Annotated in this window: 16 protein-coding genes and 2 pseudogenes; 7 read left to right on the forward strand and 11 right to left on the reverse strand. The window is 56.4% G+C overall.

Annotated features, from left to right (window positions below; translation table 11 throughout):
• Window positions 1-125: 125 nt before the first annotated feature.
• On the forward strand, window positions 126-1,160 hold the full coding sequence (locus IFT66_RS07800; RefSeq protein ID WP_192077242.1) for a glycosyltransferase family 4 protein: 1,035 nt from the start codon (window positions 126-128) through the stop codon (window positions 1,158-1,160).
• Between the two features lie 361 nt (window positions 1,161-1,521).
• Here IFT66_RS07800 and der read toward each other — a convergent pair whose 3' ends face one another.
• Both der and IFT66_RS07810 read right to left on the reverse strand, forming a co-directional pair.
• Window positions 1,522-2,952, reverse strand: a complete 1,431-nt coding sequence (gene der / locus IFT66_RS07805) for a ribosome biogenesis GTPase Der (protein WP_062455575.1) — start codon at window positions 2,950-2,952, stop codon at window positions 1,522-1,524.
• 30 nt (window positions 2,953-2,982) lie between these two features.
• Window positions 2,983-3,654 carry a tetratricopeptide repeat protein gene (locus IFT66_RS07810; protein ID WP_192077243.1) on the reverse strand — a complete coding sequence of 224 codons (672 nt, stop codon included), beginning with the start codon at window positions 3,652-3,654 and terminating at the stop codon, window positions 2,983-2,985.
• A gap of 215 nt (window positions 3,655-3,869) precedes the next feature.
• Between IFT66_RS07810 and IFT66_RS07815 the strand changes: the two genes are divergently transcribed.
• Window positions 3,870-4,856, forward strand: a complete 987-nt coding sequence (locus tag IFT66_RS07815) for a polysaccharide deacetylase (protein WP_192077244.1) — start codon at window positions 3,870-3,872, stop codon at window positions 4,854-4,856.
• A gap of 75 nt (window positions 4,857-4,931) precedes the next feature.
• The gene (locus IFT66_RS07820) at window positions 4,932-5,297 is read left to right on the forward strand and encodes a VanZ family protein (RefSeq protein ID WP_192077245.1); all 366 of its coding nucleotides are present in this window, start codon (window positions 4,932-4,934) and stop codon (window positions 5,295-5,297) included.
• Window positions 5,298-5,662: 365 nt separating this feature from the next.
• Here IFT66_RS07820 and sbmA read toward each other — a convergent pair whose 3' ends face one another.
• A complete protein-coding gene (sbmA, locus tag IFT66_RS07825) occupies window positions 5,663-6,937 on the reverse strand; it encodes a peptide antibiotic transporter SbmA (protein WP_192077246.1) in 1,275 nt (424 codons plus the stop codon).
• Between the two features lie 589 nt (window positions 6,938-7,526).
• Here sbmA and IFT66_RS23830 point away from each other — a divergent pair.
• The gene (locus IFT66_RS23830; protein WP_342344771.1) at window positions 7,527-7,856 is read left to right on the forward strand and encodes a plasmid pRiA4b ORF-3 family protein; all 330 of its coding nucleotides are present in this window, start codon (window positions 7,527-7,529) and stop codon (window positions 7,854-7,856) included.
• Window positions 7,857-8,487: 631 nt separating this feature from the next.
• On the opposite strand, the gene IFT66_RS07835 is transcribed toward IFT66_RS23830, so the two are convergent.
• The 5 genes from IFT66_RS07835 to IFT66_RS07855 all read right to left on the reverse strand — a co-directional run bounded on the left by IFT66_RS07835 (window position 8,488) and on the right by IFT66_RS07855 (window position 11,664).
• The gene (locus IFT66_RS07835) at window positions 8,488-9,414 is read right to left on the reverse strand and encodes a Kiwa anti-phage protein KwaB-like domain-containing protein (protein ID WP_192077247.1); all 927 of its coding nucleotides are present in this window, start codon (window positions 9,412-9,414) and stop codon (window positions 8,488-8,490) included.
• Entirely contained in the window at window positions 9,414-10,016 is a 603-nt protein-coding gene (locus IFT66_RS07840) for a hypothetical protein (protein WP_192077248.1), read from the reverse strand. The genes IFT66_RS07835 and IFT66_RS07840 overlap by 1 nt, the downstream gene beginning before the upstream one ends.
• Window positions 10,017-10,383: 367 nt before the next feature.
• Entirely contained in the window at window positions 10,384-10,698 is a 315-nt protein-coding gene (locus IFT66_RS07845) for a helix-turn-helix domain-containing protein (protein WP_192077249.1), read from the reverse strand.
• Between the two features lie 139 nt (window positions 10,699-10,837).
• Entirely contained in the window at window positions 10,838-11,074 is a 237-nt protein-coding gene (locus IFT66_RS07850; protein WP_192077250.1) for a hypothetical protein, read from the reverse strand.
• Complete coding sequence (locus IFT66_RS07855) at window positions 11,071-11,664, reverse strand: hypothetical protein (protein ID WP_192077251.1); 594 nt, start codon at window positions 11,662-11,664, stop codon at window positions 11,071-11,073. The genes IFT66_RS07850 and IFT66_RS07855 overlap by 4 nt, the downstream gene beginning before the upstream one ends.
• Before the next feature lie 407 nt (window positions 11,665-12,071).
• Here IFT66_RS07855 and IFT66_RS07860 point away from each other — a divergent pair, with 407 nt between their 5' ends.
• Window positions 12,072-12,569, forward strand: a complete 498-nt coding sequence (locus tag IFT66_RS07860; RefSeq protein ID WP_192077252.1) for a hypothetical protein — start codon at window positions 12,072-12,074, stop codon at window positions 12,567-12,569.
• A 550-nt stretch (window positions 12,570-13,119) separates the two neighbouring features.
• Here IFT66_RS07860 and IFT66_RS07865 read toward each other — a convergent pair.
• A complete protein-coding gene (locus tag IFT66_RS07865) occupies window positions 13,120-13,917 on the reverse strand; it encodes a KAP family P-loop NTPase fold protein (RefSeq protein WP_192077923.1) in 798 nt (265 codons plus the stop codon).
• An 8-nt stretch (window positions 13,918-13,925) separates the two neighbouring features.
• On the opposite strand from IFT66_RS07865, the pseudogene IFT66_RS23470 reads away from it, so the two are divergent.
• A pseudogene (locus IFT66_RS23470) lies at window positions 13,926-14,108 on the forward strand (magnesium transporter); the annotation flags it as partial.
• A gap of 15 nt (window positions 14,109-14,123) precedes the next feature.
• Here the strand turns inward: IFT66_RS23470 and IFT66_RS07870 are convergent.
• Window positions 14,124-14,399: a DUF2934 domain-containing protein gene (locus tag IFT66_RS07870; RefSeq protein ID WP_192077253.1), complete on the reverse strand. Its 276-nt coding sequence runs from the start codon at window positions 14,397-14,399 to the stop codon at window positions 14,124-14,126.
• A gap of 450 nt (window positions 14,400-14,849) precedes the next feature.
• On the opposite strand from IFT66_RS07870, the pseudogene IFT66_RS07875 reads away from it, so the two are divergent.
• A pseudogene (locus tag IFT66_RS07875) lies at window positions 14,850-15,365 on the forward strand (Dps family protein).
• A 59-nt stretch (window positions 15,366-15,424) separates the two neighbouring features.
• Here IFT66_RS07875 and IFT66_RS07880 read toward each other — a convergent pair.
• Entirely contained in the window at window positions 15,425-16,195 is a 771-nt protein-coding gene (locus IFT66_RS07880) for a lysozyme inhibitor LprI family protein (protein WP_192077254.1), read from the reverse strand.
• Window positions 16,196-16,197 lie beyond the last annotated feature (2 nt).

Below are 16,197 nucleotides of genomic sequence, written 5' to 3' on the forward strand. Positions count from 1 at the left end.
TTCGACAATCAAACGTTGAGAGCGCGTCTTCATCGCCCTGTTACAATATTTTCCGATGAAGGAACGGAAAACATGGTCGGCAGCCGCGAGTCGGTTCCGGCATGGCAACGGGGCCGGGTCAAACCATGACAAGGATTACCATTGTAACCGACGCCTGGTATCCGCAGGTCAATGGCGTCGTACGTTCGATCGAAAATACCAACCGCGAACTGGCAGGCATGGGCATCAATGTCTCGATGGTGACGCCCTTGGATTTCTCGAGCATCCCCTGCCCGACCTATCCGGAAATCCGCCTTTCGGTCGCAAGCTTCCGCAGCGTTGCCGCGGCCATCGAAGGAACTCAGCCATCCGCCGTGCATATTGCAACGGAAGGACCGCTCGGACTTGCTGCCCGCCGCTGGTGCCTGAAGAACGGCATGCCGTTCTCCACCAGTTATCACACGCGTTTTCCGGAATATGTGGCCGCCCGCTTTCCGGTGCCGATCCGGCTGCTCAACGGCTTCGTCCGCTGGTTCCACAATGCCGGCAACGGCTGCATGGTGGCAACCGCGAGCCTGGAGCGGGAACTGCACAAGCTCGGCGTGAAAAATCTTCTGCGCTGGAGCCGCGGTATCGATCAGACGGTGTTTCACCCGCTGGCACTCGAGGCAAATCCTTTCGACCTGCCTCGCCCGATCTTCATGACGGTCGGCAGAGTCGCCGTGGAGAAAAACCTGCCCGCCTTTCTCGATCTCGATCTGCCGGGCTCCAAGGTGGTGATCGGCGACGGCCCCGCCCGCGCCGACCTTCAACGGCGCTACCCACATGTGCTTTTCACGGGAATGAAAACAGGGGAGGACCTGGCACGCGCCTACGCCCAGGCCGACGTGTTCGTCTTCCCGTCCAGAACCGATACGTTCGGCAACACCATTCTCGAGGCGCTGGCAAGCGGCGTCCCGGTCGCGGCCTATCCGGTCATGGGTCCGATCGATATCATCGAACAGGGCTCAGGCGCCGGTGCCCTCAACGAAGACCTGCGTCTTGCCTGCCTGGAAGCACTGACGTGTCGCCGCGAGGACGCAAGTCGCCTTGCCCGCCGTTACACCTGGGAAGCCGCCTCGAAACAGTTTCTCGGCAACGTGCTCAAGGTACAGGGCGTCAAGGCGCTGACTGCGCGATAACCGAATATTGCTGCTGTGGCCGGGGTTCTATGCGCTAGCCTGCATGTCGAACCGGCACGTCCCGCTGATGCCTATCCGCGCCAGATGAAATAGCCGATACCACCAGCACCAAGACCCACGGCAGTCAGCAGACCGAGTACGATCATGAAAAACCTCCCAAAAGGCCGCCCAACGCCCTCCACAGCACCGGGTCGACAAGAAGGAGTGGATCATAAAGACGAACCGAATGCAAGCAGAGCGCGAAACGCCTTAGCGGTCGCTGCGTTCAGCCCACGTTCTGGCTTATATTTCAACCATTTGGCGAAATCGCTCGTGCTGCTGATGATCGACGCTCTGCACTAAACGCGATCATCGAGCAGGTTTATCGCTTCTTGCGGCGGTTTTCGAACGGGTTCTCGCCCGCCTTGAAGTGAATGCGGATCGGCACGCCCGGGATCTGGAAATCGGCGCGCAAGCCGTTGGTCAGATAGCGGATGTAGCTTTCCGGCAGGGCATCGGGACGCGTGCAGGAAATCATGAAGGCCGGCGGGCGGGCCTTGACCTGCGTCATGTATTTGAGCTTCAGGCGACGGCCCGAAACGGCCGGTGGCGGATGCTGAACCTGCGTGCCTTCCAGCCAGCGATTGAGCTTGGCCGTCGAGATGCGCTTGTTCCACACCATGTCGGTGTCGATGATGCTCTGCATCAGCTTGTCGAGCGAATAACCGGTCTGGCCGGAAATCGGCACGGCGCGGATGCCGCGCGCCTGCGGCAGCAGCCGCTCGGTCTTTTCGCGCAGCTCGGCCAGCACCGCCTGCGGTTCTTCGACGAGGTCCCACTTGTTGAAGGCGAGCACGGCGGCGCGTCCTTCGCGCAGCACCAGATCGACCAGCTGCAGGTCCTGCTTTTCAAACGGAATGGTCGCATCGAAAACGATCACGACAGTCTCGGCAAAGCGGATCGACCGCAGCGCGTCGGCGACGGACAGCTTTTCGAGCTTCTCCTGGACGCGGGCCTTTTTGCGCATGCCGGCCGTGTCGAACATCTTGATCGTGCGGCCGCGCCACTCCCAGTCGACGGAAATGCTGTCGCGGGTAATGCCCGCTTCCGGGCCGGTCAGCAGCCTGTCTTCACCCAGAAAGCGATTGATCAGCGTCGACTTGCCGGCATTCGGACGGCCGATAATGGCTACCCGCAGCGGCTTCGTATCGTCATAGGCAGGCTCGAACTCGTCGTCGGCCTCTTCGCCCAGCACGCTGTCGCGCACGTCGATATCCGTCTCGGCCTCGTCGTCATCGCCTTCCGGAAACGCGCGGTCTTCGCCGATTGCCTCGACGATCGCGTCGCGCAGGTCGATCATGCCCTGGCCGTGTTCGGCAGAAATCGGCACCGGCTCGCCGAGACCCAGCGTATAGGCATCGTAGAAGCCGCCGTCGGAGCCCTTGGCTTCGGATTTGTTGGCCACCAGCACGACCGGCTTGCCGCTGCGGCGCAACAGTTCGCCGAACGTCTTGTCGAGCGGTGTCAGACCGAATTTCGCATCGACCACGAACAGCGTCAGGTCGGCATCCTCGATGGCGAGCTCGGTCTGGGCCCGCATGCGGCCCTCGAGCGTATCGGGACCGACCTCTTCGAGACCGGCCGTATCGATGATGATGAACCGGAGGTCGATCAGCTTGGCATCGCCCGGGCGGCGGTCACGGGTAACGCCCGGCGTATCGTCGACGAGCGCGAGCTTCTTGCCGACCAGCCGGTTGAAGAGCGTGGACTTGCCGACATTCGGGCGTCCTACGATGGCGACGGTGAAGCTCATAGTCGTTCCTTGCTGCCCTGTGGCGAAAAATCAGGGCGCCTTGCCGGATGCGGCGATGTTGTCGAGCATGATCTGGGCGCGGTTGGCAACGTTGCGCGGCGCACTGGCATCCTCGGCGATCCGCTGGAACCAGGTCTTGGCTTCCGCCATGTTGCCGGCCTTGTAGGCGGCAAGACCCAATGCTTCGCGGGCGGAATTGGCAAGCGTCTGGCCCTGGTTGGCCATGGCCTGCGCCTGTGCAGACACCTGATCGTAGGTGCCGGCGTCGATCAGCAGCCATGCGGCGCGCAGTTTTGCGAGATCGCGGATTGCGGCCGGCGCTGAAGTGTCGCCGCCGATCGCTGTAAAGGTGGAGATGGCTGCCCCGGTATCGCCCTTGGCGGCCTGAACCGAGCCTGCACGCATCTTGGCGAGAACCGGATAGGCGCCGGAGCCATCCTTTTCGATCGCAGACAGCGCTGCCAGCGCTTCGTCGTTCTTGCCTTTCGAGGCCAGATCGAGCGCCGCGATGAACCGGTCACCCGACTGCGACGAACCGTGGTTTTCCCAGTATTCGTACCCGCGCCAGGCGGCCGTGCCGACGACGACGAGAACGGCAATGCCGATCAGGATACGGCTGTAGCGCTTCCACACATACTGCAACTGGTCGGAACGAAGTTCTTCGTTGACCTCACGGAAAAAGCTGTCGTCGTTCTGCGCCATGATCACTCCGGCCTTGCTGGGGCCCCATCCATCTAAAGAGCGCCTAATAGCTTATTTTGCTAAGGATGTAAGGCCCCTCACGCAATTCTCAAACAAGCTTGTTGATGCAAGGAGCCTTGGTCCCTTCTATCATATCCCAATTCAAAGCTTCGCCTTAATCCGGGCGCAGGGAAATTCGCCTCGATTCTCCCCTTTGGACACAGTACCGGGTTGCCATGCGTTTGCTCTTTTCCTCCACCGCCCTTTGCCTCTGCCTGGCCTCCCCGGCGTTGAGCGCAAACGAGCGGCCGAAACAGTTGCTGATCGTCTCCTTCGATGGCGCCGGTCCCAACCACCTGTGGCAGCGCAGCCGCGAGTTTGCGAAGAACAACAACGCCCACTTCACCTACTTCCTGTCCTGCACGCTGCTGATCCCCCGCGCCGAGCGGTCGACCTATCAGGGACCGGGCCAGAAAACCGGCCGCTCCAATATCGGCTTTGCACAGACGAAAGACGAAGCGCGCGAACGGCTCTCCCACATCTGGCAGGCGCATCAGGAAGGTCACGACATTTCCAGCCATACCTGCGGCCATTTCGACGGCAAGGACTGGTCGGCCGCCGACTGGAGCGCCGAGATGGCGACCTTCTCGCGCGTGCTCGGCAATGCCTGGACGGCGGTCGGGGCAGCAGACAGCGAACCCGATGGCTGGAAGGATTTTGTTCGCAACGACATAAGCGGCTTTCGCGCCCCCTATTTCTCCACCAGCGCCGGCATGACTGTCGCCGAGAAAAAGGCGGGCTTTACCTATGATGCGAGCCTTGTCACCAAGGGGCCGATGATGCCGGAAGAGGAGGACGGGCTGATCCGCTTCGGCCTGCCACTCATTCCCGAAGGCCCGTCGCAGCGACCGATCATCGCCATGGACTACAACCTGTTCATCCGCCATTCCGGCGGCATCGACAATCCCAGCCAGTCGTCCACGTTCGAGGAGCGCGCCTATTCCGCATTCCGCGCCGCCTTCGACCGCGAATACGACGGTGACCGCATTCCTGTTCAGCTCGGCTTTCATTTCGTCGAGATGAACGGCGGCGCCTATTGGCGGGCGATGGAACGGCTGGTCTCGGAAGTCTGCAATAGGGACGATGTCGCCTGCGTCAGCTACAAGCAGGCCATCCCCATGATCGCAGAACGTCGCAAGGCCAAGGCAACGTCCGGCCTGTAGCCGTCTGCTGGACGCCGTTAACCGCGGGCACCGATTCGATTTTCGCAATGCAGCACAATTCGGTATGACACCCTGATGACAAACCGCCTTCTCGCAAATCCGCTCAGAACCCTGGCCTGGCTGGCGCTCGCCGCGATCGTCTTCGTGACGATCTCGCCGATCGACCTGCGGCCGCACGACCTCCTGCCCGTGGATGTCGACCGGGCGGCGGCCTTCGCCGTGATGGCCTTGCTCTTCGTCGTCGCCTATCCGCGCCAGTGGATATTCTGCGCGGTTCTGCTGCTGATCGGTGCTGGCGGCATTGAGATGTTGCAGCTCCTGTCGCCCTCGCGCCATGCCCATATGGATGATGCACTGGTCAAGGCCGCAGGCGCCGCCATCGGCTGCCTGGCCGGCTGGACGCTGAACCAGATGCGGTTCCGCCGCAAAGCTGTCGCCTAAGGCGTACAAAAAATCCGCTAATGCACGTTATCTCCGTTTGAAACCAACGGATTATCGTTTTTCTGAGAACCGCTCGTCCTCACGCAATCGTGCCGGGCGATAATGCCTGCGTCATCGGGCGGGAAACCGGGTTCGCGAACCGGCATCACCAACAGGTTCGAAAGAACCCGTTCCGATGATGGCCGTGACGCTTTTCGGGCAGGCTATACCCCGAAAATCATCGGAAATGGTCCCGGCAGGCGGAAGCCTGAACTACAAAATACCCTTATTGCGCCGCCTGCCCTTCCCCTGAACGAGAAACCGCGCCGGACTAGTCACCCGGCGCGGCCAAAACTGCTGTCCAATATCTGGAAGCCTCGAGCCGATCAGGTCGGCTTGTTCGCCGCCATCTCCCCGCCTTCCGCTTCACGCACCAGATAGTTCCGGTCGATCTCCGGCAGCGGGGCATTGTAAATTACGGCCTCGAAAGCTTTGAGACGCTTATAAATCGACATCAGCTCGACGATAGTCGTCCACGAGTTGATTAAGTACTGGAAGGAACCCCTTACCTGTTCGAATACGTTTCCGATCTGGGTAAAGAGACCTAGCGTGACCTTGCCTGCTGCAATCGATGGAATGAGGACGACGAGGCCGTAGAGATTGTCGGCCTGCAGGTAGAAAATCCGCGCGACGTTGAAATAGAGGTAGTGAAAATAAAGTCGGAAATAATTCTTTCTGACATTCGCAAAGAGCTCGGCCACAGTTGCTGGCTGGGCTCTATCCTCGTTGTCCTCGCCATAAACCAGCTCCTTGCGATATGCCGCCTCAACGCGCTGATTTCGAAACTCAAGCCCCGGAAGCTTGATGCCGACGAGAGCGAGGAGACCGGTGCCAAACAGCGACCAGAGAACTGCTGCCCAGACCAAAGCATGCGGAACCTCGCCGATGATTGGCAACTCGGTAATCGTCTCGGAGAATGTAAACAACACAGGCAAGAATGCGATGAGTGTCATGATAGCGCGAACGAAACCGACACCAAGACCTTCAACGGTTGATGAAAACCGCATCGTGTCTTCCTGTACACGTTGCGACGCACCTTCGATATGTCTCAGCTTCTCCCAGTTAGCCATATAAAACTGATTCATCGCAGTCCGCCATCGGAAAATGTAATGGCTGACAAAGAAAAGGTTGAGCACGCCAACCGTGACGGCAAGAAATAAGATTCCGACAACCCCAAGAAGCCCGGTGTAGAGTTGCTCGGTAGTGACCGGCGCCGTCTTGGCCAGTGCTTGTTGAATAAGGTCGTAATAGGGCCCGTACCAGGCATTCAGAGCCACGCTCACCTGCACTGAGAAATAGGTGGCGAATATGATCAAAGCACTACCGAGGATCGACCACATTTGCCAGGGATGTGGTTCGAACCAGAACCAAAAAGCTGCAAAAATCGCCGCTGCTATGCCATAGTAAACATAAAACCAGAGGAATGGCGCAGACAAGAATAGCCCTATCCCTATTGGCGCAGCGTTCCCTTCGGGCTCAGTCAAACCGAGACTAGCGCCGAGTTGCGAACCACCCGCATACCACAGGACAACCATGATCATGGACCAGATGAATGCAGAGATGAAGAACAGTTTTGGTCGGGGAAAGAAGGAGTGGAACACGGAGCGCGCGCTTTCCTGAGTTCGATTCTAGGATGATGTCGGGGTGGACGATGTGGCCGGAAACTAAGGCAGTTCCAAGGGAGCGGCAATGGCTCCCCACCATTGTTACATAAATGTAAGCATCAGCCCTCAGGCGTCCCGTCGAGGCACATACCGGATCAGTAGAAAGCTAGCTTATCATCCCCCTGTTACTCAGGGTAAAAACCATCGATACCTGGTTATGAAAACCCTCGATTCATTTTTGCAAAAGAATTCAATTCGATAAGGTTTCGCTGATCCGACACAGCAATGGTTTGTCAGACACCCTATGTCTAGCGAGGCGGTGCTATCACCGATACCTGCAAACGCACTTCAGCCTGCACCAAACTTCGTCGAGAACAGCGTGACCTCGGTCCGACTATTGTGCGCTCAATCTGGCAGCCCATCTTGAGTGACCGGGCCGCAGTCCACTGCCGACTCGCGATCTACGCGGAGCGATACACCGCTGCCCGTCGTGGCTCCACGGCATGGTCGAACCCCCTCGGGTTTCGACCGATACGCCTGAGCGGACAGACAGCCCCACCTGCCCTCTTGACCGCCCGATTTCTCGATCCAGGCAGCGTTCACTTGGTGGAGCTATCACCTTCATGAGTTTCAGATCGGCGGCTTGAGGTTTGGCGACGTGGACCTTTTGACGGATGACCACTTCGACAATGGGTCGCGTGTTTTCGATTTCGGGGAAGTCAATCTTCGCGACTTCTGGATGGGATCGTCGTTCAGATACCTCTACGACTCCGGTGACGGGTGGCTACATACGATAATGATCGAGGCGTTTGCCACTGAAGATAAGGTGCCCAAATTTGGTAGATGCTTGGACGGAGCGCGAGCCCGTCCACCTGAAGATGTCGGGGGGACCTCGGGCTACGAACGCTTCTTGTAAATCATCGCAGATGAATCAGACCCGGAGCATGAGGAAACGCTGCGATGGTGTGGCGGTCATTTCGATCCGGAATGGTTTGACTTGGAAATTGTGAACAAGGATTTGCGCACCGCTTTACGAGCGAACGCCAAGCGCCGCCTCTACCAGCCGAAGGCCCCAGTTGTCAAAGCACCCTTGACATAGCACGACGAAAAACCACGACGGTGCGTGACCATGATTTGATGCGATAGCTGCACGCTAAGGCTCTTGGGATCTCCCTTCCCTGTCTTGTAGCTCAGCCTGCTGGCTACGAGCGGTTTCGGCATGAAAAACCGAGCCCGACATGGATGCATCGATCGAAGCTGTATTCATGTCAGCTGTGATGCGGCCTCCCACGGCCAATGATTGCGTCGTGTCACCGCCACACTTCCCGCGTCTTCCAGTCCATGGGAAATCCGAGCGAACTAAGGGTGACGTGCGGGCAGGCCGGGACCAATCTATCCAAACTCATTGCCCAATCGTTGCTGCGAAGCGATCCAAATTCGTCGATGAAAACGCCCCTTGCGCCTCTCAACGATGCGAACCAGGGGGGGCTTATTTGTGCCGTCAAAGATGGCTCAAGTTCCAGCTAGAGCAGCACTAAGGCCCCGGATCAAACTTGAACCGGCGTCGTGTCCTGGACGTCATAGATGAGGGTTGAGAACCCAGATTTGAGCCTGTGATCGAGCAGTGCCTTCATGATCTGAGCGCACGTCTCCGGGGTCGCTACGATCTTTCCTTGAGGATCGAACTGAATCTCGAAGCCATACTCAGCCTGATTGTCACGCAGCCGCTGCATAAACAACGGGTCCTTGTAATGTCCCTTATCGCGGATCGCGAAGGCACGCCGGAGTTGGATCTTGTTGTCGCCGACATATGCAACAAGCGGTGCCACATCCAAGAAAATATCAAGAAATTCTGGTTCTGCCTGGAGCCCGACGAACTCCTGACGCTGGTCACTTTTGTAGCGTAGGAATGACTCAAACGCATTTTTGGTTTTTACCAGAATCTCGCCGCCGAATATGAAAAAATCAAAGTTCTTGCTAAGTTGAAAATGGGGGCGATCATCTAGCGCTAGTTGCTGATCCGCAAAATAGAGGTCCCTTACGTTCAATGCCCGTTTGGTTTTCCATCCATCCTCGGTTTTCCGAACGGCATAAATTACCTGCGTCCCTATAATGAACTTCGCGACATAAAACTTGGCGTTGAGGAGGTGTTTTACCGCTGATGCCTTCTTCTGCGGCAATTCAGCTGCAATTTCATCGAGGAGCTGGTCAGCGTGGGTCTCATCGAACCCTATCGTGAGCGCACTTGCTTCGTTGTTTTGCGCGAGTAGCCCGTACTCCAGGACTTCTTCCGTCTTAGCGAGATCCGCTATGAGGATTTCCTTGAGGACGTCGTCTACCTGGTCAGTGGTATCTATCCACCTCCCGGAGTATTTCGGGGTGTCGGCGGCGGGGCCGGTCGGGCCTTTTACGGTCCACAATGTGACCTGCGCTTGTGCAAGGTCCAACGCCTTCAAATCTTCGAGAGCCGCCATCAGCCGGAAACCTTTATCGTACGTGCCTTGATAATCATAATGTCTTGCACGGTTGCCACGTCCGTGCGCGTGTTTGGCTCGATATTGTCCTTCGACAGAGCCCAACCGGTGCGAGTTTGGTCGTTTCCGGGATAGAGATACGTAACCTCATAGAGGCGCCACCCAAATACGATTAGCAGTGGGTTCAATACCAGTTGCCCCGATCGATGCGTGATGACGAACATCCATCCGAGAAAGATGACGAGGCCAACGAGTTTGCCGGTGTCTTGATATTCAAGGCTCATAAACGAAACAACGTACGGTAGCGTATATGCCATAAACTCCGAGGGAACGTATTTCACCTCCTGGATATCAACAGGCACCTTCGGCTTGATAGTCGTCAGTCCCAATAGCGACAGCAACAGACAGGCAAGACAAACCCCGAATAGAATAAGCGGGAGAGTGCCGTTCTTGAACGGAAAGACGCACTTCGCCGCATCGATCGGCCAGCAAAATGGAGCGATAGCCAACTCGTAGCGATAATCCTGAGCAAGCAAAATTAGGCTCAGCGGGAAATACGAGCCAAGGAATACGATCAACGATGCGATAAACCTAAACTGCAAGCACCCTCTCCTGCCGCCAGTCGAGCATGTACACAAAATGCCAACTACGTCTGAAAGGGCTTGCGAGTGAACAACTCATCGGAAGGACAATTGCCGCTTGTTGCCTACACACCCCAACGGACGCCATCTCAAGCCCTCGAATCAATCCATGATGGCAAGCATAGTCTGACGGTCGCACAAAACGCGAGTAGTTGTTTCAGTAGAAATCGCCAGGTTCGGGCCTGGCAAGGTTAAATTTGGGATCAGAGAACTGTAAGTCTTAATAATTTTCGATTTGGCTTCTTCAGGTGGCCGATCCCGCAGCCCTGAAGACTGAATCCGACATCGGTAGTAACGTTAGTTCGCCTAGCTGACCGTGACCGCGCCGTCAGTCATCGCCATCCGGAATAAAGACCTCTTCTCTGACCGACATGACACGACCTACTGGTGGCTGGTGCCGGTTCAGGTGCCGATCGACCATGGTCCGGACATCACCGCTTATTCGTCTAGGAACTAGGATCAGCTCAGCATCGAGCGCTCCACATATCGCGTTCAAAGTCGCAGTTTCCGGATTGGCCTTACCTGCCTCAATCGTCGAAATCTTCCCTTGCGAAATTCCAGCTAGGTCGGCAAGCTTCGCTTGGCTCATATTAGCTGCTTCACGCACGATTCGAAATTTGCTGAAATCGACACCAAAGATCATTGCCCCCTCCCCTCTGATTATTCCGTTTAAGGTATAGTCGAATTCTTTTATACCTTAAACGGAATAATTTGCGCCCAGCTGGTATCGCCTGCGATCTGACATCGGATCGCAAGGCGAGGCGGCAAGAATTTCTCGGGGGCTACAGTTGCTTTCCATGCAGATGGCCATGGATCCCTAACCAATGGGTCTCAAGAGCTTGAACTAAGATTGCCATGTCGCCCTCCCCCAAGTCGACCAGCGTTGAGTTATTGCTGGCTAAATATTCACGAAGGCGGTCGGAGGCGCCAGAACGGTGGTGGTCGGAAGGATTAGGAGTCGAGGGACCGACATGTTGATGCAACAGTTGCTCGCGATCGGGCGTGTCGTTAGTCTTCATGCCTTCCCACCGTCCTCCGGGCCACCATACGGGGCACAGGCGCCGCGATGCGTAAGCTTATTCTGGTCCAGGATGTGACAAGTGAACCTTTCCCTAAAACAGATGCCCTTCAACTCGCTCAAACCAAGCAAAGCTGTACCATTGCCATTTGTGCTGAATTCAAACGTGGTCTGGTCGAGCCCTTCGAACGTTGACTCTGCCTCGCTTTGCCGGTCCGCCTTTACATAGACCGTCGCGCCGACCATGACATGACCAGAAAACAATCGATATCGCCGAGGTACGCCACCCTCGCGGTCGGACCGCAAAAACGCCTCGACCGGTCCTCGATCAACCAGCGGCGTGTTTTCAAGTAACGTCCAGTACGTGAAGGTCGTGGCAAAGGTCAGGTTCGCAAGCAAGGGATCGGCGAAGTCTCGATCTGTGAAGAGTTCGTCCGGCGGGATGGTGAGCGGGGTTTCTCTCGCCTGGTCGTTCATTTGTCTGGCTTCAGGCTGATCTTCAGCGACGAAAACAGCAGTAGCGGAGATAAAAATATCGGCGGAATACATCTGCATCAGCGCAGTTCTCAATTTCACTATCAAAAGTGTCATCGGAAAAATCTGACGGCACAAGGGGCCTGGTCCAGTCTTGCACGTCAAAGCTCGGGCGTTTGTAAAAGAAACCATAGGCCGTAGTTGCAGTTACCGAACGGGAATTCTGGTCCACCGCGATATCGGGATTTCGGGCGGCCAGAAGCAAAATATCCTCTTGACGCCTCGCCGTTTCGCCACGACCATCGTGCTACCTCAACAGGCACTCCCAAAATGCATCCATCAATTATCAAGGGTTCATCGCGTGATGAATACTCGCTGAAACTCGTCGGAGAGACAGGTCGCTAAGTCGCCCAATCAGAACTCTGCTGGAACGATACCTCAACTTTCTGCTCTCCGAGCAAGACAACGCCACCTCGCACCCGTGCTCTAGCTATCTCTCCTTGGCTAGACACGATACCCGCGACATGAGCGCGTGGGCGATTGGTGTGTCTGTCGCGGCGGAGGGCATCGCGAAGCTGCTTCCGCCTCCGCCCGCCCAGGACAATGACGATTTCCTGAAACTTCGGACGGACATCCTAAAGTTTATGGAAGCTGGCGCTTATGAGAAACCACTGCAACGAAGGATCGCGGGAATGATGAAGGGTCTTGATTCCGTTGGACCAAAGGGACTGATGTACGCGCTCGTCCCGTCAGGCCATGCGCTGGATGAAGATGTCAAGGCTTGGAGCGGCCTTCGAAATCAGGCCGTGCATACATCTGGAGGGAAGGCACCGGCAGTCTCTGACAACAGCTTTCAGCAACTAATAGACGCGATACATACAGTCTACCGTCTGCTGCACATGATGACCTTCAGCTTGATCGGATATGAGGGGGATTTCACCGACTATGGGTCGCGCGGCTTTCCCACTCGGTCATTTCCGTACAAGGCCCAGAATGAAGCCAAGGCCAAGACCGCAGTCTAAACCGAGATCAATCTTTACTGACCTCTCTCTGAAGAGACGGCAAGCCAATTGTCGCGGATGAGCGCCAACTTCTTTTTGAGGAACACACGGCCGTCGGGCGGCATGGTGTCGGCTACTAGCATCTAGTCTTTGACCTCGAACGAGTTGAAAAAATCTCGTTCAATATTTTCTAATAACTTGGACACCCCTCGGCCGGATCGATCAAAAGTTCGCACAAAATCGGCTCTGTCGGTTTCAACAAGACTTTTTCCGGTCAGGACAAATCGCCATATTCCAGAGAGGAGGTAGGCCTCATGATTATAGGACTGCGACTCTCGCTGCAGCATTGGCGCAGTAATCCCAAAGAATTCATCGATCTCCTCTGTAGTGAGTGTGCGGCGAAAAGCACGTCGGTAAAACTCAGGCCTTAACACCTGCCAAATAATCAATGAGATGATCGCGGTCTGGTAGCCGAAAGGAAAGTCGCCTAGTTCATTGCTCCTTGGAAGCACCACCAGCCGTGTCAGGATTTTTTCGATATCGCGCAGGGTGAACTCTGTCTGAGTTACTGTTAGCTCCAGATGATCGAGGACGATCTCCCAACTCTTGGATCTATGCCCATTGCATCAGCCGCAGAGCGGAAATATCTTATTTGAGCGCGTAAAACGGCGCCATCGCCGACAAACATGGGCAACTGTATCGACATTGAGATGAAGCGTTTGATGTAATCCGGAGCATTGATACCGGCTCCGTATCGGACGCGCACGATTTGCTCCAGCGCATGCATGTTCACGCCGAGAACAAAATGGACACGTTCTACAGCAAAAAAGTGCTTGATGACCTCCAAGGTCGCAAGCGCATAGTCGGGTCTGCAGCGGTCAAGCTCATCAACAACGATAATCAGAACGGAACCGTCCTTTGTGATCTCGGCTAGAGCGTCCCGAAACTGCTGCATGGCCGCACGTCGACCGTCCTCCCTGCGCCAAAAGGCCTCTACGGCCTCCTCGGCTTGCTTGCCTCCAGCTTCGATGGCCGCATCAATCGCTGGGCCGGTAAGCTCGGTTGCTCCTGCCGTCGCCAACGCGGCGCCGATGCGAAGAAGTGGCCGCGCGACTTTGACAACAACATTCCTGGCCTTTTTCCAGCTAACCCGTTGCTTAGCGCTGGGCAGCCGTTCACCGATTGATCCTGTCAGGCCGATCAAGGGGTCCTCGATAAAATCATTTGCGAACGCGTCGAAGTACACGGTCGTTGCCCGACCACCATTTTCGATGGTGTGTGCACCTACCCATCGTTTCAAGAAGTAAGACTTGCCGCTTCCCCACGCGCCCTCGACGGCTAGAACAACTGGGTCATCGACCTTTTCCAGAAGATCGGATACAGGACATCATCACATCGGTTTTCGAAGCAGCAAACTTATTGGAGCAGAAGCGGCAAGGGACAATCACCAGACAACTCGCTGCATGGGCGGCAATTCACGGATACTACGTGGTGCTGGCTGTCATAGTCGCACTGTGCGGGCTACTGCACTATCGGTTCAGAAAAACCGGATGGCTATGACAGCACCTTTTCAATTTACGGGCCTTCGACGCTTCGAACCTGAGACGTGCTTCCGTTTTCGCCCGTCGTGATTTCCACATCGCCCGGAGAGCCAAGACGATCGTCGGCACGTTCTTCGTCCCGGAGATCATCTTCGTCTATCAGCTCCTGCAGCGTTTCATGATCGTCGTCACCCGCTAGCTCATCCATTGCTTGATCCCAATGCCGTTGAGCAGCGCCCTCCGGTCTTCCTTCCAATTCCCATATCTCAAAGGCGCGTTTCTCGACGCGTTCGTAAAGATCGTCGGCCATTGATCCGTCCTCCTTATCAAGCTTGTTCGGGTTTAAGTCACCAATGACCGTAAGCGACAGGACCGACGGAAGTTCGCTTCTGAGTTCCTGATTGACCGCCGTCGTCCCCTGCGCTGCCAGAGGAAGGTATGGCCAAACCATACATTGGTATGAATGCGACCACTGCGCGAATTACGTAGGTTGGTTCGGAGAGGGCTGCAGCAATCCGAAATGCAGCATTACCCGAGAGGACCGAAATGAGAACTTCCCCTACCGCTGATCAGCAACTTGTTCGGGATGGCATCGATCTTCTTCCCGAGATGGTCGACATCGGTTTGGAGCTTCCGAACGAGGAGACTAAGCGGACAGACGATCTGCTTGACGTAGCTCTACGCGAGACATTTCCCGCCAGCGATCCGATCTCATCCGGACACTTTGAGTAAATCCCCGACAATCGAAGGAAAACCTGAAATGGACCAGACCTTGAAGTCACGCCGCACCGCCGCGCTGAATACACCGAGCAGTCTCAACGATGAGGCCGTCAAGGATATCTCCGCAGCAGCCACTACCCTGCTGGCTGACGTGTTCGCTCTTTACCTGAAGACCAAAAACTTCCACTGGCACATGTCGGGCCCGAATTTCCGCGACTACCACTTATTGCTTGACGAGCACGGTGACGAGCTATTCGGCATGACTGATCCACTGGCCGAACGTGTTCGGAAGCTCGGCGGCACCACTCTTCGATCGATCGGCGACATCGCAAACCGCCAACGTATCAGCGACAACGACGCGGACTATGTGCATCCGCACGAGATGCTGGCCGAGCTGCGCGAAGACAACGGCTCACTGGTGGCCAGCATGCGCTCGCTCCATAACGTGTGAGATGAGCACGGCGACATTGCAACAGCCAGCCTCTTGGAAAACTGGATCGATGAAGGCGAGAAGCGAGTCTGGTTTTTGTTCGAAATCCTCCGCAACACAAACTGACATCGACAGGGACGCGGTCTGACCGCGTCCCCAGCCCCATGAAGTTGACATGCCTGAATTCAGCGAGCCCGAGCCGGACACAGGGCTTGGAATTGTGGTAGGGCGACGGGATATCCGCTCGCCATAGACCCATCCAGCGGTTGGTTGGTATCTGCGTCGATCACGATGAACTCGCTGCCCATCGTGGCTGCCCCTGATGGGTTCCGACCGAGAAACACGTAGCTCTGATCCGAGATCGTCGTGAAACGGCCGGTTGTACAGTTTCCGCTGAATCGGTCGCTCAGCTTGATTGCCAGTTCATCCGCGATGCATTTGTCGGTAACATTCTGGACGTAGTCCCGGCAGAACGCGACCGCGTCTTCCCTGCGGTGTTCGACCGAAATGACCGCGTTCGGCGTATTTAGGCCCGTCCGGGACAGCACGGTGACCTGCATCCCGGCACGGCTACCATAGTAAATCTTGTTCTTGTCCCGACCAGCCGCATCGACCGGCTCGCCCAAAATCACAGACTTGTAGGCTCCAATTGCCTTTGTCATAGCAGATTTGAGGCATTCCGCATCGCTGCCACATGCGTTCCGCTCTGAAAGAAGGGAACGCGTCAGCGGCTTAACGGCTGCTGGAGATGCTTTTCTCGCCTGCCGGAAACCAGCGGCCATTGCATCGTCGAGAGCCGAAAGCTCGTCGTTCAAACATATCGCCCTCTCATCAGCGCTGACAGCCTTCCGGCAATCAAAGCTGGCTGCGGAGGCAGATACAGCGACTATCGCGGGAGACATCCCGGCAGCAACCAGCATTGCCAAGATTACAGTCGCCGCCCATGACATCTTCATGA

This window comes from Rhizobium sp. CFBP 13726 (genome assembly GCF_014841925.1).
GTDB lineage: Bacteria > Pseudomonadota > Alphaproteobacteria > Rhizobiales > Rhizobiaceae > Neorhizobium > Neorhizobium soli.